General features: G+C 58.7%; 17 protein-coding genes. 10 read left to right on the top strand and 7 right to left on the bottom strand.

The window, feature by feature from the left end; translation table 11 throughout:
• The first annotated feature begins 20 nt into the window (after positions 1-20).
• Positions 21-968 carry an ABC transporter ATP-binding protein gene (locus LG327_RS02885; protein ID WP_404365502.1) on the top strand — a complete coding sequence of 316 codons (948 nt, stop codon included), beginning with the start codon at positions 21-23 and terminating at the stop codon, positions 966-968.
• On the top strand, positions 968-1,714 hold the full coding sequence (locus LG327_RS02880) for an ABC transporter permease (protein WP_404365500.1): 747 nt from the start codon (positions 968-970) through the stop codon (positions 1,712-1,714). The genes LG327_RS02885 and LG327_RS02880 overlap by 1 nt, the downstream gene beginning before the upstream one ends.
• Positions 1,715-1,743: 29 nt before the next feature.
• Here the strand turns inward: LG327_RS02880 and LG327_RS02875 are convergent, their stop codons facing one another.
• Positions 1,744-2,511 carry a hypothetical protein gene (locus LG327_RS02875; protein WP_404365498.1) on the bottom strand — a complete coding sequence of 256 codons (768 nt, stop codon included), beginning with the start codon at positions 2,509-2,511 and terminating at the stop codon, positions 1,744-1,746.
• A 385-nt stretch (positions 2,512-2,896) separates the two neighbouring features.
• Between LG327_RS02875 and LG327_RS02870 the strand changes: the two genes are divergently transcribed.
• The 4 genes from LG327_RS02870 to LG327_RS02855 all read left to right on the top strand — a co-directional run bounded on the left by LG327_RS02870 (position 2,897) and on the right by LG327_RS02855 (position 6,017).
• Positions 2,897-3,535, top strand: a complete 639-nt coding sequence (locus tag LG327_RS02870; RefSeq protein WP_404365496.1) for an esterase/lipase family protein — start codon at positions 2,897-2,899, stop codon at positions 3,533-3,535.
• 124 nt (positions 3,536-3,659) lie between these two features.
• Complete coding sequence (locus LG327_RS02865) at positions 3,660-4,499, top strand: peptidylprolyl isomerase (RefSeq protein ID WP_404365494.1); 840 nt, start codon at positions 3,660-3,662, stop codon at positions 4,497-4,499.
• A gap of 190 nt (positions 4,500-4,689) precedes the next feature.
• Positions 4,690-5,457 carry a lipase secretion chaperone gene (locus LG327_RS02860; RefSeq protein ID WP_404365492.1) on the top strand — a complete coding sequence of 256 codons (768 nt, stop codon included), beginning with the start codon at positions 4,690-4,692 and terminating at the stop codon, positions 5,455-5,457.
• Positions 5,458-5,657: 200 nt separating this feature from the next.
• A complete protein-coding gene (locus LG327_RS02855; protein WP_404365490.1) occupies positions 5,658-6,017 on the top strand; it encodes a PilZ domain-containing protein in 360 nt (119 codons plus the stop codon).
• A 93-nt stretch (positions 6,018-6,110) separates the two neighbouring features.
• Here LG327_RS02855 and LG327_RS02850 read toward each other — a convergent pair whose 3' ends face one another.
• The 3 genes from LG327_RS02850 to LG327_RS02840 all read right to left on the bottom strand — a co-directional run bounded on the left by LG327_RS02850 (position 6,111) and on the right by LG327_RS02840 (position 9,531).
• Positions 6,111-8,135, bottom strand: a complete 2,025-nt coding sequence (locus tag LG327_RS02850; RefSeq protein WP_404365488.1) for a PA domain-containing protein — start codon at positions 8,133-8,135, stop codon at positions 6,111-6,113.
• 257 nt (positions 8,136-8,392) lie between these two features.
• Positions 8,393-8,836, bottom strand: a complete 444-nt coding sequence (locus tag LG327_RS02845) for a YHS domain-containing (seleno)protein (protein ID WP_404365486.1) — start codon at positions 8,834-8,836, stop codon at positions 8,393-8,395.
• 128 nt (positions 8,837-8,964) lie between these two features.
• The gene (locus LG327_RS02840; protein ID WP_404365484.1) at positions 8,965-9,531 is read right to left on the bottom strand and encodes an OsmC family protein; all 567 of its coding nucleotides are present in this window, start codon (positions 9,529-9,531) and stop codon (positions 8,965-8,967) included.
• Between the two features lie 157 nt (positions 9,532-9,688).
• Between LG327_RS02840 and LG327_RS02835 the strand changes: the two genes are divergently transcribed.
• Positions 9,689-10,747: a GlxA family transcriptional regulator gene (locus tag LG327_RS02835; protein ID WP_404365482.1), complete on the top strand. Its 1,059-nt coding sequence runs from the start codon at positions 9,689-9,691 to the stop codon at positions 10,745-10,747.
• Here LG327_RS02835 and LG327_RS02830 read toward each other — a convergent pair.
• Together LG327_RS02830 and LG327_RS02825 are read right to left on the bottom strand one after the other, a co-directional pair.
• Positions 10,631-11,095 carry a DUF4174 domain-containing protein gene (locus LG327_RS02830; RefSeq protein WP_404365480.1) on the bottom strand — a complete coding sequence of 155 codons (465 nt, stop codon included), beginning with the start codon at positions 11,093-11,095 and terminating at the stop codon, positions 10,631-10,633. The two genes, LG327_RS02835 and LG327_RS02830, sit on opposite strands and share 117 nt — an antisense overlap.
• Before the next feature lie 202 nt (positions 11,096-11,297).
• On the bottom strand, positions 11,298-11,762 hold the full coding sequence (locus tag LG327_RS02825; RefSeq protein WP_404365478.1) for an OmpA family protein: 465 nt from the start codon (positions 11,760-11,762) through the stop codon (positions 11,298-11,300).
• 128 nt (positions 11,763-11,890) lie between these two features.
• Here LG327_RS02825 and LG327_RS02820 point away from each other — a divergent pair, with 128 nt between their 5' ends.
• Positions 11,891-13,342, top strand: coding sequence for a rhomboid family intramembrane serine protease (locus tag LG327_RS02820; protein WP_404365477.1), 1,452 nt, complete (start codon positions 11,891-11,893; stop codon positions 13,340-13,342).
• Between the two features lie 183 nt (positions 13,343-13,525).
• Here LG327_RS02820 and LG327_RS02815 read toward each other — a convergent pair whose 3' ends face one another.
• Entirely contained in the window at positions 13,526-14,995 is a 1,470-nt protein-coding gene (locus tag LG327_RS02815; protein ID WP_404365475.1) for a hypothetical protein, read from the bottom strand.
• 229 nt (positions 14,996-15,224) lie between these two features.
• Between LG327_RS02815 and LG327_RS02810 the strand changes: the two genes are divergently transcribed.
• Positions 15,225-17,048 carry an ABC transporter ATP-binding protein gene (locus tag LG327_RS02810; protein WP_404369180.1) on the top strand — a complete coding sequence of 608 codons (1,824 nt, stop codon included), beginning with the start codon at positions 15,225-15,227 and terminating at the stop codon, positions 17,046-17,048.
• 170 nt (positions 17,049-17,218) lie between these two features.
• Positions 17,219-19,981, top strand: coding sequence for an aconitate hydratase AcnA (acnA, locus tag LG327_RS02805; RefSeq protein ID WP_404365473.1), 2,763 nt, complete (start codon positions 17,219-17,221; stop codon positions 19,979-19,981).
• Positions 19,982-20,050: the final 69 nt, after the last annotated feature.

The following is a 20,050-nucleotide window of genomic DNA, read 5'->3' as shown; positions in this document are numbered from 1 at the left end:
GAAAAGGAGCTGGCTCCGGGATGATCGAACTGAAAAATGTAACCCGGCGCTTCGGTCATACCGTCGCTGTGGACAGTGTCAGCCTGACGATCGAAACCGGCGAAGTGTGCGTGCTGGTGGGCAGTTCCGGCTGTGGCAAGTCCACCATACTGCGAATGATCAACCGCCTGTTGCCGCGCACCTCCGGTGAGATCCTGGTAGATGGTGAGGAGATTGCCGGCATGAACCCGCAACAGCTCCGGCTGAACATGGGGTATGTCATCCAGGGGACCGGGCTGTTTCCCCACTGGACTGTGGCCCGCAACATCGCCATGGTGCCCCGGCTTCTGAAATGGCCCAGAGACCGGATCGACGCGCGGGTTGAGGAGCTGATGAAGCTGCTGGATCTCGACCCGGCCACCCATGCCGGTAAATACCCCCAGCAGCTGTCCGGCGGCCAGGCGCAGCGGGTGGGGGTGGCCCGGGCACTGGCGGCGGACCCCAACATTCTGCTGATGGATGAGCCATTTGGCGCCCTGGATGCAATCACCCGGGAGAGCCTGCAGATGGAAATGCTGCGTATTCAGCAGCAGGTCCGCAAGACCACCGTTTTCGTGACCCACGACATCGATGAAGCCCTGAAACTGGCCACCCGTATTGCGGTCATGGATCAGGGGCGCATTATCCAGCACGACACCCCAGAGAATATTCTCCGGCGGCCCGCCTCTGAGTTCGTCGAAAACCTCGTTGGTAAGCAGGACCGGGGCCTGAAGCTGATGAGCCTGCGGCCGGTGCGTGACCTGATGACGCTCCATACAGAGCCAAGGCTGACAGAACCCGGGGTGGAAGGGTTGAAAGAGAATGACAGCCTGCGCCTGGCTCTGTCTGTCATGCTCTGGCAGGATCTCGGAGAGATTCCGGTTTTCAATGCAGAGGGCCAGCAGACCGGTGTAATCAGCCGCGACCGCATTATCCAGGAAGGGGTCTGATGGGCATCTGGTTGTCACCCGCGCTGCTGACCGGCCTCCTGTTAGGGCTGAGCGCCGCCATGCCGGTGCTTGAGCCGCTGTTTCAGTGGGTGGAGCCGGACAGGCAGCGGGTAATCTATGACAGGGACAGTTTCCTGTTTCTGCTGCAGAACCACATGCTGCTGGTCGCCATCTCTGCGGCTGTCGCCACGGTCGCTGCGGTTGCCGGCGGCATCTTTGCAACCCGTGAGTCGGGCCGCGACTTTCTGCCGCTGATCAGTCAGGTGGCGTCAATCGGCCAGACCTTTCCTCCGGTAGCCGTCCTGGCGCTGGCGGTGCCGGTGCTCGGCTTTGGCGAAGCACCGATTCTCGTTGCGCTGATTCTTTATGGCCTGCTACCCATCCTCCGTAACACCCTGGCGGGCCTGGAAGGGATCAATCAGGCCGTGCTTGAGGCGGCAAGAGGCATGGGCATGTCGCCATTTCAGGTATTGATGCGGGTTGAGCTGCCGCTGGCCGGCCGGGTAATTGTCGCGGGGATCAGGACCTCCGTAACCATCAACATCGCCACCGCCGCCATCGGTTCAACAATCGGTGCGCGCACCCTGGGCGATCCGGTCATTGCCGGGCTGGTGAATGGCAATACCGCTTACGTGCTGCAGGGCGCGATCCTCATTGGGCTGCTTGCCCTCGCCACAGACAGCCTGTTTGAGGCGCTGGAGCGGCTCTGGGATCGTCGGTTTTCAGGGCAGGAGTCCACAATCTGAGTGCCCCGGGTTGGGACTTCCGGCGGGAATCAGCCCTGCACTCCAACCACAATCGACCCCCCATAACCGCTTTCAGAATCTCCGGACAGTTCAAGAAGCTGGTTTTCGAACCCGTCCCTGAACAGGAAGTCCTGGTCATTGGTTACTGCGCGGGCGGCCCCGCTTTCCTGATAGGCACTGGATGCCGCATAGACCTGGCTGGTCCTGGCGTCGTCGAACGCAAACTGCGTTGTTCTGAGTGGGGTGTTGAAACTCTCGTCCTGGTAGATACGGGCGTGGAAATGGGTTGCCCGGCCAGGGTAGCGGCCCGGGTAGATGGTCCTGAATCTGACCTGGCCACTGGAATCGGTTACCTGAACGCCACGCAGGAATGTGCTCCCTGAACGAGCATCCTGCCCCATTCCGGGATAGCCTGAATAGTCACCGTCAGCGTTGCAGTGCCACAGATAGACCGCAGCACCAGCCATCGGGGCGCAGTCCCTGGATACGTCGACCACGCTCATCTGCAGCAGGAATTTCACGCCGGGCTGAGGGTTGCTGCCGTCCAGATTCGGCCGGATATCGCTGCGAAACACGGCCGGGCTGGTCAGTACATCGGGGCCGTTGGAGCCGTCTGCCACAAAGGGGCCGGCGGATTCGCGGTTGATGAGCTGGCAGGCGGCATCATTGCCTGCATGGCTGCTACGTCCGGGCAGCAGGACCGCAGCGCCGGCGGCGGCAAGACAGCCCAGGGCGCGCCTTCGGGATACCAGCGTCCGGAAACGCTCGATCTGCTGTTCATTCACCTGCCTGGCCATACGCTCGGTCCTCCTGCATTGATGGTATCAGTATAGATCGATATCGCCCGGCAAAGCCCTGGTGTCTGAAGCAGTTTTGTCCCGGTTCACGTCTCTGGCATGGTCTAAGCTGTGGTAGAAGCCGCCCGCTATGGCAGACACCTCTTGTGGTTGTGTGAGCTGACCCTGGCGGTGGGGATTCTGTCGGTGATCCTCCCTCGAACAATTCGTGACGCGCATCACATCCCCGCCTCTATCCCCCATTCGGGGGATAGTCGAAGAGGCCAGAGCTGGTCTAATTTTGATCAGAAGGAAGGGGTGCGCAAGGCCGGTTTCCGGTTGCGCAGATCCACTCCGAGCACCTTGATCCAGAATTCAAAAAATAAATACAAGAAAGGACAACCTGATGAAAAACCCCATAAAAAAGCTGTCCCTGCTGGCGCTGCTGGCATCCATGCTGTTTGCCGGCTCTGCTCACGCAGCCTGCAATGCAGACCCTGTTGTGTTCATTCACGGATATTCAGGCTGGAAATCCCAGTTTGATACGATGATCAACCGCTTCAGGAATGACGGCACACCGGCCTGCGCCTTGTACAAGTTCGGTTACAACAGCCTGTTCAAAAGCAACAAGACCAGTGCCAGGGAACTGAAGTCGTTCGTCAATAACATCCGGCCAAACCATAACTACCGCAAGGCCAAGATCATCGCTCACTCCAACGGTGGCCTGGTCTCGCGGTGGTACCGGGTATTTGAGGGTGGTTATTCGGCAACCAGCCGGCTGGTCACGCTCGGCACTCCCCATAAAGGCACTTCATGGGCCTATGCCTGTTTCAGCCCTGCCTGCTTCGAGATGCGTTACAACTCGTCTTTCCTGCAGTCCCTGGCGGGGCGCGGTTGTGATGTGTCCCTGTGGTCGGCACTGGATGAAATCGTCATCCCGCAGACCAACGCAAAGTGTGGCTACAGCCTCCGGACATCCAGTGTGGGTCACCTGACTCTGATGGTCTGGGGGGGCGTCTATAATGACGTGAGACGTTTCCTGTAATTCAGAGCGCCCTGCGCCTGGTCAGTGTAAAACAGGACAGGGACTCCCGGATGAGCAGGTCAGGCAAGCTGACTTGCTCATTTTCGTTCAGGAAGCAGGTCACCATCCCAGGTTGAGACGACAAATGAAGAATCTGATCCCGATTGTGTATTTCGGCATTCTTTTGGCTGCAACCAGCACCCTCCAGGCCGAGCAGAAGCCTTTCGAAAGCCGGGAAAAAACCGGTGAGCAGGAAGTTTTTGTCACGGTAAACGGCACTCCTTTGGCCATGAACCTGTATCAGTTCCTTTTGGGTTCCAGGCAACAGGACAGCACTGAGAGACAGAGCTTCGACAACAGCTTTGATGCGGAGCTGCATCGCCAGCAGGCAGCAAAAGATCTGGTGATGACGGAGTTGCTGGCGCAGCAGGCAACTCAGCTCGGTATGCAGGAGTCAGAGCTGGTGAAAGTGGAGATGGCGATGGCCGAGAAAACCCTGCTGGCGCAGCTCTATGTCAGGAAGTTGATGGACTCGATAGACATTGGTGAAGCGGAGATACGCCAGTATTACGACCAGCAGAATGAACAGGCCATGTATCGCTTCATGATCTGGCGGACATCCGACGAGGACCATGCCGTGGAAATCCTCAACACCCTGAAGGCGGGGAAGGGCGCAGACATAAGCGATCAGGACATTATTGAAACGCCCTGGCTGCGGGATGCGGATATCGCACCGGAAGTGAACGATATCGTGCGTCAGATGGGTGTGAATGATTTTGCGGAAAAGCCGGTGTTTCAGGATGGCTTCTGGAAAGTTATCCAGGTGATCGACAGGCAGACAATGGCCAGGCAGAGTTACGAAGAGGAGAGGGAGATGATCAGGGCGGAGCTGGCGAGCGTGAAGCTGGACGAAAAGCTTGAAGAGCTCGCCGAAGGCGCGTCAATCGTCTTCAATGATGTACATGTTACCCAGCCAGTGAAGTAACCGGACCATGTTGGGAACAGCCAGGCCAAAGACAAAACTGCTGGGCTATGTTCTGCTCGGGTTGGGGCTTTGGGGCCTGATTTTCGCCTGGCATTCTGCCTCCCCTGGTGGCACAGCGCCTTTTGACAGCGCCCCGGCAGACCAGCCACAGGACGTTAGGTCATCCTCCTCCAATGGCCTGGAGAGTCCATTGGTCAGAGGGGAGGCCGGTCCATTGCCCTCGGACGTGGAACGGCCAACCATCGATGCCATTCCCCCAGGGGAGGAAACGGGCACTCAGCCGGCTTCCCGCCTTCAGGAGGCTGAACTCGAGCACCTGAGCGAAGTGTTTCTGAACACCTTACACACTCTGTTTCAGTACGACTTTCCCCTGGATCAGGAGGCTCGTGCGGCGCTCGATACATTCGTTGCCAGCATGCCGGAAGATCTGACCAGTGAAGACCTTGAGACCATTTCAGCCATGATTCAAGCCGGGCTTTCCAGCCCGGAGTCGGAAGACCTGGCTTTCATCATCACCCACCTTTATCGGCTGGAACAGGAAGAAGCACGGCTCATGAGCGAAGGTGCGCCGGTGACCACCATGGCACAGCAGCTGGAGGCACAGGAACGGCTCGCACAGTTACGGGATCAGTGGTTCGGGCCGGAACTGTCCGAACTTCTGTTTTCGGGCGCCGATGATGCCGGGACCAGCTCCGATCAGATCTCCGCAGGAAGCCAACCCGCTTACGATGGCATGGAGGAACGGCCGGAAGCTCTGGCTGAGGCGCAGGCTGAGCTTGCGGACATGGAAAGTGCCTGGGAGCAGAGATATCAGGTATTTCTGGCGGAGAAACAGGTGATCGACAGGGCAGGACTGGACCAGACAGAAAAAGACAGACAGATTGAGGCGCTGTTGCAACAGCACTACATTCCGCGGGAGCTCGAGGCTGCAAGAGCCTTTGATCAGAAGGCAGAATAGCGCCCCGGATCCGGGCAGATCTGAGCCCCCCCTGCCTGTTGATTTCCAGCCCGACAGGTGCATTTTCTGACCTCCGTGTTTCATCTTGATCCACATCAATTGTCGACCCCTTAGACAGCGTTATCCTGAAACCAGATGAAGCAGGCAGACGCCCGGTTTTCTCAGCAAATTTTCAAACCAGGCAAGTTAAGGGGCACTATATGGAACATCGACTTACTCAACGTTATCAGGCAGGCAAGAGTCTGCTGGTCTATAAGCGCGGCCTTCCCATCGCGACGGGCACGCTCAAGGATGTGAGCAAACGCGGCATGTTCATGGTTACAGACTTGGCCGAAGTGGGTTTGCATCAGAAGCTGGAAATCGAATTCTGTATCCCCGGAAAGAAGCGCGACATGCCCCGGCGCATCGCGGCTGTTGTGGTTCGTAAAACCGAAAATGGTGTGGGCATGGAATTTGATCTCGACGATGAGCAGGAGGCAGATCGGGACGAGGTACAGGCCCTGCTGACGGCCAACGCAAACAGTCTGGGCCAGGCAATGCGGGATTTTGCACTCTTCTAGGGGAACAGGGCAGCGGCCGGGTTGAAGATATTCGATTGAATTCCTGAAAAATCACCCGGGCAGCATTGCGCCGCCCGGGGTATCATTCGACGTTCAAGGTGTAGCCGGGGCGTTGCAGTACAACACGTCCGTAGCGTCTTCACAGGTCCACCGGAAGATCCAGAGTCCGGTATTGCGGTCGCTGCCGAGGATGTACTGCTTGCCCTGCACTTCCGTGACATGGATGCCCCAGAAATTCGAGCCCGCCGCATCGCCGTATTCGTCGCCGGCGATGAATCGTCCCACTTCGTGCATGTTCCAGGACACCACACCTTCGCCATTGCTGTTGTCATGCAGGTGGCCTTCGCGCCATTCCACCGCACGCATGCCCAGTGAATACCAGCTGATGAAGGTCCGGTCCGGGTTCGATGGGTCAATCTCCAGGTTGTGCATGGTGAGGTCGCCAGCGCCGGTAGCCAGTGCCGGATCGGTGACTTCGGCCGGTGCGTAGTAGCCCATTTCACCCAGGTAGTCGACGGTAACCGTCGGCGAAGTTGGTCCCATGCCGCGCTTTACGGAGATCTGGCTGTTGGTATTGTTCAGCGTATGGAGGTAGCCCCAGCCATCGAACGCTGCGCCCAGCGTGGCAACCAGTCCCAGTGAGGGAGGAGCAGGCAGGGCGGGGTTGGAGCCTTCGCCGTCAGGGCAGAGGGCGGGGTCGTAGCCATCGATACCCAGTATCTCAAAGCCAGTGGAGCGGGGTACAAACACCATTGGGATGCCCGCTTCAACCAGCATCGACACCGTAGCCTCACAGTTGCTCGGGGCTGCTGAGTTAAATACCACGCCTGCGCTATAGCCAGCCGCCTCGACGGTCTGGGCTTTCAGGGTAAAAGAGCAGCCGCCACGTTCGATGAGCGCAATGCCAGCGCCCACATTGGCGGCTGGTGTCAGGGCATCGCCGCAGGCCTGACCCACAAACGCGGTCTGCGCTGTTAGCTCTTCGATGTCGGCGCCTGGGCCGATCTGTGGCACGTCACTGCCCTGGGTTGCCGGATAGTCTTCACCAGCCACAGTCACTGCCGTGAAGAAGGAATCGAAGTCTTCATCGCCAGCGAATATCTTGTCGAAATTGGGACCGGCGAAAACCGCCGCATGGGCGTTGCCCTCAGGGGGAGAAATGCCATGCACCGGGTCCGGGTCCGGGTAGGTGGAATCCCCGAGAAAGACCGGGTTGTAGGGGTCATTGATGTCGAGTGTGATAAAGCCGGCGTCCCAGTAGGACAGTACCGCCTGCCAGTTTTCACCTGGTCCGGGGTCCATGTCATTGACCCAGACGTCGTGGAGCAAGGAGGCGGCAAATGTCCCCATAAACAGCTGGCCGTCGTCTGCAATCTCCGGATTGGTCGCAAGCCAGGTTTCAATGCCGGTGGTGGTGATCAGTTTTGGCGCCTGGGGCTTGGTGATGTCGGCGATTTTTACGTCGTTGATGGCGACATCGTCAACGATAAGCAGGTAGGTATTGCCGCCTGCGGTGGTCCAGGCGAAGGTGTTGTGCACAGGAAAATCGAGAAAGTTCTGTTTCAGCGCATGGGGCCTGGCCGGGTCGCTGACATCCCAGAGTGAGATGCCGAACTGTCCCCGCTGGTGGCCGCCGTTGCCGCCGCCAACTGCCCGCCCGCCGCCAACGAGTTGGCCGCAGGGTTCAAGTGAGTGGATCAGCACGTCCCGGTCACCGATTCGGGTCACTTTGACGTCGTTTATCCGGGTTTCGGGGGGTGATTTGATCATGCCGACCGTGACCGGATTGGCCGGGTCGCGGATGTCGGAAATATAGACGCCGGAGCGGTCACAGGTGGGCTCCTGGAAGGTGCCCACATAGGCGTAACCCTTGTGAGCCCATACATCCGTGTAGAGCCCGCCGGAAATGCCGGCGAGGGTATCCCGCCCAACCACGGTGAAGCCGTAATTAGTGTTGGCCGGTACGTGGCCATCCGGCAGTTGCGTATCGTGCAGCAGGTGTTTGTTATGGGCTTTGTCACCATCGGAGACAAGGAGTTCGTCTGCCAGTGCCTGGGTCGTGAGTGTTGCAGATAGGGCGATCGCTGCAAGCGAGTGCCAGTTTCGGATTATAGCCATGATGCAGTCCCTGTATTTTTGAAGGCGTCATCCCTGATTCAACGCGTTTTTACGGAAATCAGTCCAATGACGGTCCCGTTGTTTTTTTCACTCAGCATCAGGTATTACTTCCAACGTTGATACCCGCAAAAACAATAGCAGGGTTTGCAGTTGGGCCTTAGTCAATTTGGAACCATAGGTTCCGGGGTGATGCCAATTTGTTCTGAAAGAGTTTTCACGGTCGCGGCGAAAAGCTTCGTTTTGAGCAGCCGCTCCCTTCACTCCAGCACTGCCGGCCAATTCGCGTCCGCCTGCCGAATGAAACTCTCGGGATCCTCCAGCCAGCGGTTGTGTACGGATTCGTCGTAGTTGAGATAGAGCCGCCCATCTCTGATGGCCCAGTGCTTTGGATCGCCTTTGGCCAGGTAACCCTGGCTTACTGCCCAGGCGCAATAGCCCCCGTAAGCCGGCGCATAGCGTGCCGGGTCTTGCTGGAACCTGCGCAGGTTTTCAGCATTGGTAAATCGCCAGGTAGCACCCTTGTAACTGGCAGTGAATTGGGTTGAGCCTTTGGCTGGTTCACCTGACTCAAAGTAACTCACGATGTCATAGCCGCCAGCAGCGGTATTGCCTATCAGGCCGGTGTAAACGGGTGATTCCGACGCCAGGGCGCTGGTGGTTAAAAGGATGACAAGGGCAGCGAGAGCCAGGAGCCTGTTCATGTCGTTTTCCTTTTTCAGGGAGAAGATGATGACTGAGACACCACTGGGTGATTTTTGTTACTTCCGGCCCGGAAGACCAGGATCCTGGAGGGGGATCCGGGACGGGTAACCCCGCCCCGGAATAGTTCTCAGACTCGCTCGAGGGTTACCGCCACTGGTCGGCAGACTGTGTTGCAGACCGGAGAGTGGTCTTTGGCGAATGACAGGAGATCATCCAGCTCTCTGTCGCTGCAATCGGCATCGATATCCATGAGGATGCGGATACCCTCGTAGCCGACCGTCGCTTCGTCATTCAGCGCCAGCAGTCCTTCCAGGTTGATATTTCCCGACAGTCTGGTTGACAGCTTCCTGATGGTGATGCCCCGTGCCGCCGCATGCAGGACTGTGGTGGTTGTGACACAGCCGGCCAGAGCATGCAGAAGAAATTCCACCGGGTTGGCACCTTCGTTTTTGCCCAGCAGAACGGGGGGCTCGCCATTGGTGAAAACGAAGTCGCTGGTGCGGGACTCGTCTTCGGCGCCGGCTCCGTAGAAACCGCGGATAGCAGAGCGGTTTTCGCCGCCGTCCACCCACTGGTTACTTGCCCGGAACTCGAACTGCGCAAGGGCCGGGTCGTTTTTCAGTGCCTCAATTGTCTGGCCCATCTGGATCAGGTCGAGGCCATTGCGGGTCTGGATATTTACCTGTGTATTCATTTTTTCACCTTGCTTCATTGTCTAAAGGGACCCGGCCGGGCCGGGAGGCGCTCTTTATGGCGTCTGGGTATAAAATAAGGAATGACTGTGTACCGGGTCAGATGGAGTTCTGACAAAAAGGGGGCATTTGTGCCACCAATTGCAGGGAGAATGGAAGATGGAGCGCCAGCAGAGAAAAGTCCTGATTCTGGCTGTGCCAGAAACGTCGGGTTCGGCGCTGTACGGGATGGTGGATGTGCTCATGTCGACGGGCAATGTCTGGCAGACGCTGGTGGGCGATGCGATTCCCTATCAGCCATTCGACGTGCGGATTGTTTCCGTGGATTCAGCACCATTTCACTGCGGCCACGGCATTCCGGTTGAGCCGGCGTATGCCATTGCTGATGAGCCTGCCGCCGATATCCTGATTCTCCCGGAGATCTGGCTGGGACCCGATGAAGCGATCAGTGGCCGCTATGAAGGTCTCATGGAATGGATCAAGACCAGGTTCCGTTCGGGTGCAACTATCTATTCCGCCTGTTCCGGATCGGTGTTACTGGCCGAGAGCGGTCTGCTGGATAACTGCGAAGCAACCTCCCACTGGGGATATCAGGAGCTTTTCCGCACCCACTACCCCAAAGTGCGCTTTCGGCCGGAGAGCAACCTGGTGTATGCCCATCCCGATGGCCGGCTGGTGACGGCGGGGGGAACAACTTCGTGGCATGACCTGGCATTGCATATCATTGCCCGGCATGTGGGCGTTGGCGAAGCGCTCCGCATTGCCAAAGTGTATCTTCTGAAATGGCACGGTGAAGGCCAGTTGCCATTCACGGGCCTGGTCCGACGTACCCATCATGCGGACTCGGCGGTGCGCAGGTGTGAAGAGTGGCTCAATGTGCACTGGCGGGATCCCGGGGCCATTTCCCTGCTGGTAGAGAGCTCACCCCTGCCTGCCCGAACCCTCAAACGACGGTTCAAGGCTGCTACGGGTTGCTCAGTCATTGAGTACCTGCAGAACCTCCGCATCGAGGCGGCAAAGCGGGCTCTGGAGCATGGCAGGCTGTCGGTGGAAGAGGTGAGTCAGGAGATCGGCTACGAGGATGTGTCTTTTTTCCGACGGTTATTCAGGCGTCTGACGGGCCTGACTCCGGGCGAGTACCGGCGTCTGTTTCGGCCTCTGGTTGAAGAGTCGGCGTGCCTTCCTCAAGCCCGGGTACCACTCAGCGAGCACCCTTAGATGCCGGGTCGGGTCCACGCCGACAGGCTGCACCTCAAGCATGTTTTCGAGCCGCTCAGGGTCCAGTTGCTCGCTACGATCCCTCACCCCACCGTCTTTGCCAATCAGCACCACCCGCGTCTGGCCGGGCTGGTTCCGAAGAGTCTCCCGGACACTCGCCGCGAGGGCGGGGTCGACTTCTTCAAGGTTGGATCTGATGTCACCATCCGTGGCCACCAACCAGACGATATCCCGTTCTGCAATCTCCTGCCTGTATCGATTCAGGATTTCCATGGCCCCTGAGCCGTCACTGGATGCCTTTATCAGGAGGACGCGGTTTTTCCACTGCAAATCCGAAAGGGAGTTCATGGTGTGCGCCTCACTACTGGCGACCAGAAAAAGGCACGAAAAGAAGAAGGCGTTGAGCCGATTTGCCAAACCTGACCTGGTGCCCGGTTTCATGCCGGGAGCTCCGTCCACTATTTGTGAGTTTCTACGTGAGATGAGGAGGACGGATCAGTCAGGAAGGCGCACTTGGCAGAAAGCCACCCTTCCTGGCGGTTTTTTTGCATTACACAGCAAGTGTTCGTATTACTTCTGACATACCTGCGCAGTGATACTCCAGCTCCAGCCTCCGGTTTGCCGCATGGTCCTCCGGCCGTGTCAGGGGCTTGCGACAGCCCCAGCCGGTAAGCGCAATGCGGGACTGGTGGACGCCTTCCCGTTGCAGAAGCCTTGCCACGGAACTGGCCCGGAGGCGCGAAAGGAAGCCGTTGTAAACCTCATTTCCGAGGATGTCTGCATGTCCGTGCAGGGTTATCCTGATTTCCGGATGTTCCCTCAGGTAGAGGCCATGCTGACGAATGATTTCCTGGTCTTCCTGGCTTAGCCGGTGCTGGTCGAAGCCAAAGTGAAAGCGCATCCGGTGAGGTTTACGGGGCCCCTGTTCAGCGGGCAGGGAATTCTGGCCGGAGAATGCCTCCAGTATCGCGAACCTGGCCATCAAATCCGGGTGATCCATTACAAGTAAGGTCATGTATTTTTCTCCGTTTTTGCCGGGCCTCACGTTTGTGAGGGTCAGGAGTCATTTGAGCGCGAAAAGCAGGCGCTGCTGTGGTAAAAAGCAGACCGGAGACGATAAATCATGATGAATTGTGGCTGGCCATGCTGATCATTCCTGCTGAGAACACCATCAACTGGAAACGCCCACCCTGGGTTACCCTGGGGCTGATGCTGGCCTGCCTGCTGGTGTTCGTATTCTATCAGGCCCCGGATTCGCGGCTCATGGCAACAGCTATTGAGCGTTACCTGGCAACCGACCTGGTGGAGCTGGAGGCGCCGGTTTACGAGACCTATCTGCAGCGCCAGATCAATGTTCAGGGCGACTCGGGTCGCACCGACGAGCTTGAGGCCTTCCAGCAGGCAGCCAGCGAGAACAATCGGGTCTGGATGGCTGGCATGATGCTGTCGGACCGCGCTTTCCATGATTATCTGCAGAGAAACCGCAGTCTGGTCTGGGCCCCTGCAGAACAGAGCCGCTGGCAGGACCTTCGGCCCCCCATCCAGGACGAACTTATTGAAAAACTCAGCACAAATGCCCTGGGCCTGATTCCGGATGAGCTGAACGCCTACACCCTCGTGACCTACCAGTTTCTGCATGGCGGCTGGGGGCATCTCATCGGCAATCTGGTGTTCCTGTTTCTGCTTGGCTTTACCGTTGAGAAAGCCATGGGCCCTGGCCGGTATCTGCTGGCCTATCTTCTGTGCGGAATCACTTCAGGGCTTGTGTATACCGGATTTGCGGCGGGCAGTCAGGTGCCCCTGGTGGGAGCTTCCGGGTCCATTTCCGGGCTGATGGGCATGTATGTGGCTATCTATGGCACCCGGAAGATCCGGTTTTTCTATTTTCTGGGCGTCTATTTCAACTATTTCCGGGCTCCGGCGCTGGCCATGCTGCCGGTGTGGCTGGGCAAGGAGATCTACGATTACTGGTTTGCCGGTGCCACCGGCATTGCCTATATGGCTCACGCCGGCGGTCTTGTGGCGGGGGCGGCGCTGGTGCTGATGCTGGGGAAAAGCTGGTTTCAGGTCCGGGAAGAGTTTTTTGAGCCAGAACCGGAAGAACAGGATGAACGCTTTACTGCCGGCTATGCCCAGGCCATGAACAGTATCGGCCGCATGGATTTTGATCTCGCCAGGCGTCAGTTCGAAGCCCTGTGGGAGCGCTACCCGGAGCGGGGGATACTGCTGGAGCATCTGTATCAGCTGGCGAAACTGCGACCTGACCTGGCGGAATACCGTGAGCGGGCCCGGGAGCTGATGAACCTGGCTCTGAGCAGCCGTCAGACAGCGCAACTGGTGGAAGTCTGGCAGGAATACCTGTCGAAGGGGGCAGACAACAAACCTCTGGACGCTGAAGACCACAACCGTGTGCTGTTCGCCAGCCTCCGCGACGGGGACCTCAAGACTGCAGAGAAAGCCTTCGAGCGCCTGCGCTCAGCCGACGCTCCCACTCTCGCCCGGGAAGCCTGCCGCCTGCTGGCGGAAGAATTCGACAAACGCCAGATGACCCCCAAAGCGCGGCATTATCAGAGCCTGATGCAGACTACGGGTTAGCCACGGAATCCACGGAAGAACACGGAAAAAGAAAAGAACAGGGAAAAGATGTAGCAGCCACGGACGACACGGACAAGTGATTTAAAACCAAAAGAATTTTCTGTTTTTTTTGTCTGTGCCAGTCAGTGTCGTCCGTGGCTATTTTTTCTTTTTCTTCCGTGTTCTTCCGTGGCAAAAAAAATCCTAGGAAGACATGCCCCCCACCACATCAAAACTCGCCTTCGGCCCTTTCAGCGGTTCCCTGCGGGCGGCCTGCTCGAGCCATGTGTCTATCTGCGCGTGCAGGGGATGGTCGAGGCACTTTTTGCGGATAAAGTTGAGGAACGCGGTGGCTTTCTCCCACTGCCCCAGGCCATTGGCGAGGGTCTGGGCCACCAGAAGGTAGGCCGGGGCCAGGTGATCGCTGTTGGGAAAGCGTTTGTGGAAATCCTGCAATAGCCGCAACACCCATTTGTACTCGCCATGGCGGTAGAGGGGCAGGGCACAACTCACCGCCAGTTCCGGGTCTTCCAGCCGGAAGCCGGGTTCGGCTTCATTCAGTGTTTTCAGAAGGTCACGGATGCTGTCAGCGTCATTCCGGCTGGCCAGCCACTCCAGCAGCCGTGGGTGGTGCCGGTAAAGCTCGGCGACGTCCTTCCGGGCAGTGAGCAGACGGTGCAACTGGCCCAGGCGGTGGGCATTGCCTGGTTCCCGTTTGAGGGCTTCCTTCAGCATGCCCAGCACACGGTCGTAATTGCCGTCTTTCAGGTTCATATCGATATCTGCGTCCAGCCGCTTGCTGCGGTCCCGATGCGGGCCCTGATCTTCTTCCCCATTGCTGTCCTGCAGGTCGCTGGCGAAGCCCAGCTCCTCCTGATACTGAAACAGCAGGTAGCCCAGCATGTGGAACAGAATCAGCGTAAAGGTGGAGTTGAGGAAGCCAGCAAGCGGCTGGGCCAGCCAGGGCTCGAAATGGTTGAGGGCGAATTCCTGGGCGGCACCGGAAGCCAGGGTCAGCAGGATCACATAGCCGTAAAGCAGGAAATAGGGCCAGCCAATCCGGGAGATCAGCACCGCCAGGTTCATCGGGTTGATGGCCGGACCCACCTCGTTCTCCATGGCCAGCACCATGATGCTGGCGGGCAGAGCCAGAATCACGAAGGCCAGGACCAGAAAGGCCAGTAGAGGCCCGCCGATGAGAGCTGCGCTGAATACCAGGCCGCCCATGAGGAAAAATACCACCAGTTGCAGGATGACAATGCTGAAGCCGCCGCCGGTAAACGCCGTGGCCAGTGGAGGGGGTTCCATATGACCGTCGGCGGTGTGACGGATCACGGTGTAGGTGTACTTGAACAGCGCCAGCAGCAGGGCCAGGGTAATCAGGGCGCCGGCCAGATTGGTGCTCAGCATCATGGGCACCAAGGTGCAGATGCCGATGACCATCAACGGGCCCAGATGGAACGGATACCGGAAGAACGCCGATAAACGATTCCAGAAAGGCACCACCTCGCTGGCGGCCCCCAGGTAGCGCATGCTCTGGCCACAGTGTGGGCACAGGGCAAGCTGCTTGCGGGTGTCGGCGTCTGGCATGCAGCTGGAGCAGTAATGCATCTGGCAGGCGCCGCAGTGCCACTTGGCTGGCTCTCCGGGATGGTAATGACAGTCGTGTTTCACAGCGGTGCCGGATCCGGGTTGTTGTGTTGGGCCGAACGCAATGATCGCAGATGCCCTGCCTCCGAACCATAGCCCGGTTGGCAAAAACTGCTGGTAGCCGGCCATGCGGCACGAAACCGGGTAAGTTATCATTATCGGAAGGCCGGAAGCCTGATCGACCCGTACCATTCACGGTAGAGCAAGCAGGGCCCGTTTTAAGCAGTTATCAGGAGGTGAGTTGGAAAGGTCCATTGGGTACGAAGGCACAGACGGGGAAAACCACGGCGAGGGGCGCTCGCACCGGCGCTATAGCTGGCGGACCATTGCCAGACTGGCCCTCAGGCACAAGCCCCGGCTTGTCCGTGCCAATATTCTGGCCATTTTCGCCACGGTAGTCAGCGTTCCCATACCGCTTCTGCTGCCGGTTCTGGTGGACGAAGTGCTGCTGGATGAATCTGGCCCGGTGCTGCCGGTCATGCGGACATTTCTTCCGGAGGCCTGGCATCAGCCAGTGGCCTACATTGCGGTCATGGTGCTGGCAGCCTTCCTGATGAGGCTGATGGCCCTGGTCTTCAACGTGCTGCAGTCACTGGAGTTCTCGAAGATCTCCAAGGATGTGGTCTTCCGCATCAGGTCCCGCCTGCTTGGCCGGCTGCAGCGGGTGGCCATGTCGGAATACGAGACCATGGGCTCCGGTGCCGTGACCAGTCACTTCATTACCGATCTGGATACCATCGACCAGTTTCTCGGCACCACCATCAGCCGCTTTCTGGTGGCCAGCCTCACCGTGCTCGGCACCGCCCTTGTGCTGCTCTGGGTGCACTGGCAGCTGGCTCTGCTCATTCTGCTGTTCAACCCACTGGTGATCTTCGTCACCATGCTGATCGGCAAGCAGGTGAAAGAGCTCAAGCGCAGGGAAAACAGCGCCTACGAAGTCTTCCAGGGGGATCTCACGGAGACTCTCGATGCCATTCACCAGCTCCGGGCCGCCAACCGTGAGGAACACTACGTCCGCAACCTGATCGGCCGGGCGCGTAATGTGCGGGATCACGCCATCCAGTTTGAATGGCGCAGTGATGCCGCCAGCCGGGCGTCTTTTGCCCTCTTCCAGTTCGGAGTGGACGCCTTTCGGGCGGCAGCCATGGTGGCGGTGCTCTTTACCGACCTGAGCATCGGCATGATGTTCGCCGTCTTTGGCTATCTCTGGTTCATGCTGACCCCGGTGCAGGAAATGCTCAACATGCAGTACGCTTTCTACGCCGCCAACGCGGCCCTCGGGCGGATTAACCGGCTGCTGGATCTGAAGGAAGAGCCCCGTTATCCGGCGCGGGAAAATCCGTTTGAAGGCCGCCATACCGTGAGCCTGACCCTGAAAGATGTCCACTTCGGCTATGATGAAGAGTCCATTCTCCGGGGCATCAATCTTCACGTGGCGCCGGGAGAAAAGGTTGCGGTGGTGGGCGCCAGTGGTGGCGGCAAGTCCACTCTGGTGCAGGTGATTCTGGGTATGTACACGCCGGACCGTGGCGAGGTGCTGATTGACGGTATCCCGGTTCAGCGCATCGGCTTTTCCCGGCTGCGGGAGCATGTGGCCACCGTGCTGCAGCATCCGGCGCTGTTTAACGACACCGTCCGGCAGAACCTCACACTGGGCCGTGAGAAATCCAATGACGAGCTCTGGGAGGCCCTGAAGATCGCCCAGCTGGAGGCCACTGTTCAGGAGATGCCCCAGGGCCTCGACACCATGATCGGCCGCCAGGGCGTGCGCCTGTCCGGCGGCCAGCGCCAGCGCCTCGCCATTGCCAGGATGGTGCTGGCCAATCCGTCGGTGGTGATTCTGGACGAGGCCACCTCGGCACTGGATGCGGAAACCGAGTACAAACTCCACCAGGCGCTGGAAACATTCCTCGAGCAGCGCACCACCCTCATCATTGCCCACCGCCTGAGTGCCGTGAAGCAGGCGGACCGGGCCTGTGTGTTTGAGGACGGCCGCATCATCGAGGAAGGCTCCCATGACGAGCTGATCGCCAGGGAGGGGCTCTACGCCCAGCTCTATGGTGACCTGCAGACCTGAAGCAGCTTTCATTCATCCCCTGAATATGGAGCATTCAGCCCACCAGGGTTGAACTGTTGCCAATTAGTGCAATAGTAAAAGGATAAACAACAGGCGTGTTGCCCGCCCCTGCGTCCGGATGAAAGTGCGGGAGGGCCGGGCGCCCTGAAACCATTCTGGAGGAGACGGACATGTCGAAAGAAATCACCAGTCAGGACAGTTTCGATACACTGACCAGCCTCGATGTCAGCGGCAAGACCTTCCATTACTACAGTCTTCCCAAAGCTGGTGAATCTCTCGGCGACGTCGACAAGCTGCCGTTTTCCCTCAAAGTGCTGCTGGAGAATCTGCTGCGCAATGAGGATGGCACCACGGTGGATGAATCCCACCTCAAGGCCATGGGCAAGTGGCTCAAGGACCGCAAATCCGATACCGAGATCCAGTACCGCCCGGCCCGGGTGCTGATGCAGGATTTCACTGGCGTACCGGCGGTGGTTGATCTTGCCGCCATGCGGGACGCGATGAAGGAGGCCGGTCAGGATCCGGCCAGGATCAATCCGCTGTCGGCCGTGGATCTTGTGATTGACCATTCGGTGATGGTTGACCGCTTTGGCGATCCTTCTTCTTTCAAAGACAATGTTCAGATCGAGATGGAGCGCAACAAGGAACGCTACGAGTTTCTGCGCTGGGGGCAGGATGCTTTCGATAACTTCCGTGTAGTGCCCCCCGGTACAGGTATCTGCCACCAGGTGAACCTTGAGTACCTGGGCCGGACGGTCTGGACAAAGGACATGAACGGCAAGACCTTTGCCTTCCCTGATACCCTGGTGGGCACCGACTCCCACACCACCATGATTAACGGCCTGGGCATCCTTGGGTGGGGTGTCGGTGGCATCGAGGCGGAAGCGGCCATGCTCGGCCAGCCTGTGTCGATGCTGATTCCCGAAGTGATCGGTTTCAGGATTTCCGGCAAACTCCGGGAGGGCATCACCGCCACCGACCTGGTGCTGACGGTGACCGAGATGCTCCGCAAGAAAGGCGTGGTGGGCAAGTTCGTGGAATTCTTCGGTGACGGTCTTAAAGACATGCCAGTTGCGGACCGGGCGACCATCTCCAACATGTCTCCGGAGTTTGGCGCCACCTGCACCTTCTTCCCGGTGGATGAACAGACCCTCAAGTACCTGCGCCTGACCGGTCGCGAGGAGGACCAGGTCGAACTGGTGGAAGCCTACGCCAAAGCCCAGGGACTTTGGCGCGAACCCGGCCAGGAACCAGCCTACACTGATACCCTGCAGCTTGACATGGGGGATGTGGAGGCCAGTCTGGCTGGTCCCAAGCGGCCCCAGGACCGGGTTGCCCTCAAGGATATGAAGTCCGCTTTTGAGCTGATCATGTCCCAGTCCAATGGCAAAAAGGGAAAGGAAGACCAGGATCGCCTGCTGTCAGAGGGGGGCCAGACCGCCGTGGGCGTCGACGAGAGCTACTCTCACCCGGACAGCGAGCACTTTGAGATAGAAGGTGAGCGCGTTCGCATGGACCCGGGCGCCGTGGTCATTGCCGCGATTACCTCCTGCACCAACACATCCAACCCGAGCGTGATGATGGCCGCCGGCCTGGTGGCCCGAAAGGCCAGGGAAAAGGGCCTCAATACCATGCCCTGGGTAAAGACTTCGCTGGCGCCCGGCTCCAAGGTGGTGACCGAATACCTCAAGGCTGGTGGCTTCCAGGAGGACCTGGACGCGCTCGGATTCAACCTGGTGGGTTACGGTTGCACAACCTGTATCGGCAACTCGGGCCCACTGATGGAACCCGTTGAAAAAGCGATCGAAGACGGCGGTTTGACGGTGGCATCGGTCCTGTCCGGAAACCGTAATTTTGAAGGCCGCATCCATCCCCAGGTCCAGACCAACTGGCTGGCGTCGCCGCCGCTGGTGGTGGCCTATGCCCTTGCCGGCAATGTCCAGATTGATCTGGCCAATGAGCCTCTGGGCAAGGACAAAGAGGGAAACCCGGTTTACCTGAAGGATATCTGGCCCACCCAGCAGGAAATTGCCGAGGCTGTGGAAAAGGTCAAAACCGACATGTTCCGCACCGAATACGCGGCCGTGTTTGAGGGTGACGAAACCTGGAAGGCACTGGAGGTGCCGGACAGCAAGGTGTATGAGTGGTCTGACAAGTCCACCTATATCCAGAACCCGCCCTTCTTCGAAGGCATGAGTGCGGAGCCGGACAAAATCGAGGATATCGAGGATGCCAATATCCTGGCTCTTCTGGGTGACTCGGTAACCACCGACCACATTTCCCCCGCCGGTGCGATCAAGGCCGACAGCCCGGCCGGTAAATACCTGAAGGAAAATGGGGTGAAGAAGGAGGACTTCAATTCCTACGGCTCCCGTCGGGGCAACCATCAGGTCATGATGCGGGGGACCTTTGCCAACGTCCGGATCAGAAACGAGATGCTGGATGGCGTGGAAGGGGGCTTCACGCGGCATGTGCCCAGCGGGGAGGAAATGCCTATTTACGATGCCGCCATGAAGTACATCGAGGACGGCACGCCACTGGTGGTCATCGCAGGCAAGGAGTACGGAACAGGCTCCAGCCGGGACTGGGCGGCGAAAGGCACCCGGCTGCTGGGGGTCAAGGCCGTAGTGGCGGAGTCCTACGAGCGGATTCACCGTTCCAACCTCATCGGGATGGGCGTGATGCCACTGCAGTTTGAAGGCGACGCAAACCGCGAGAGTCTGAAGCTCACCGGCGCCGAAACCATCAGCATCAAGGGTCTCGCTGGCGACATCAAGCCCGGAGACACCCTCGAAATGATCGTTACCTATCCGGACGGCAAGACCGAAACCTGCAAGCTGCGGTCCCGCATCGACACGGTGAACGAAGCCACCTATTTCAGGCATGGCGGCATACTGCACTACGTGCTGAGGGACATGATCGCGTCGGCCTGACTCCGACCCCTGAGGCTTGTCGAATCGGGGCAATCGTGCGACGCTAACAGCTGTTATAAACGACTGTCA

Origin of the sequence: Marinobacter sp. (genome assembly GCF_044799475.1) — a bacterium.
GTDB lineage: Bacteria > Pseudomonadota > Gammaproteobacteria > Pseudomonadales > Oleiphilaceae > Marinobacter.
The sequence above is the reverse complement of the archived record's forward strand: the minus strand, read 5'-3'. Positions and strand labels throughout refer to the sequence as shown.

Coding starts and splice junctions, on each gene's coding strand:
- LG327_RS02855 (WP_404365490.1), top strand. CDS start 5,658: ATGGAACATCGACTTACTCAACGTTATCAGGCAGGCAAGAGTCTGCTG.
- LG327_RS02820 (WP_404365477.1), top strand. CDS start 11,891: ATGCTGATCATTCCTGCTGAGAACACCATCAACTGGAAACGCCCACCC.
- LG327_RS02830 (WP_404365480.1), bottom strand. CDS start 11,095: ATGAACTCCCTTTCGGATTTGCAGTGGAAAAACCGCGTCCTCCTGATA.
- acnA (WP_404365473.1), top strand. CDS start 17,219: ATGTCGAAAGAAATCACCAGTCAGGACAGTTTCGATACACTGACCAGC.
- LG327_RS02850 (WP_404365488.1), bottom strand. CDS start 8,135: ATGGCTATAATCCGAAACTGGCACTCGCTTGCAGCGATCGCCCTATCT.
- LG327_RS02870 (WP_404365496.1), top strand. CDS start 2,897: ATGAAAAACCCCATAAAAAAGCTGTCCCTGCTGGCGCTGCTGGCATCC.
- LG327_RS02825 (WP_404365478.1), bottom strand. CDS start 11,762: ATGACCTTACTTGTAATGGATCACCCGGATTTGATGGCCAGGTTCGCG.
- LG327_RS02885 (WP_404365502.1), top strand. CDS start 21: ATGATCGAACTGAAAAATGTAACCCGGCGCTTCGGTCATACCGTCGCT.
- LG327_RS02840 (WP_404365484.1), bottom strand. CDS start 9,531: ATGAATACACAGGTAAATATCCAGACCCGCAATGGCCTCGACCTGATC.
- LG327_RS02835 (WP_404365482.1), top strand. CDS start 9,689: ATGGAGCGCCAGCAGAGAAAAGTCCTGATTCTGGCTGTGCCAGAAACG.
- LG327_RS02875 (WP_404365498.1), bottom strand. CDS start 2,511: ATGGCCAGGCAGGTGAATGAACAGCAGATCGAGCGTTTCCGGACGCTG.
- LG327_RS02865 (WP_404365494.1), top strand. CDS start 3,660: ATGAAGAATCTGATCCCGATTGTGTATTTCGGCATTCTTTTGGCTGCA.
- LG327_RS02880 (WP_404365500.1), top strand. CDS start 968: ATGGGCATCTGGTTGTCACCCGCGCTGCTGACCGGCCTCCTGTTAGGG.
- LG327_RS02845 (WP_404365486.1), bottom strand. CDS start 8,836: ATGAACAGGCTCCTGGCTCTCGCTGCCCTTGTCATCCTTTTAACCACC.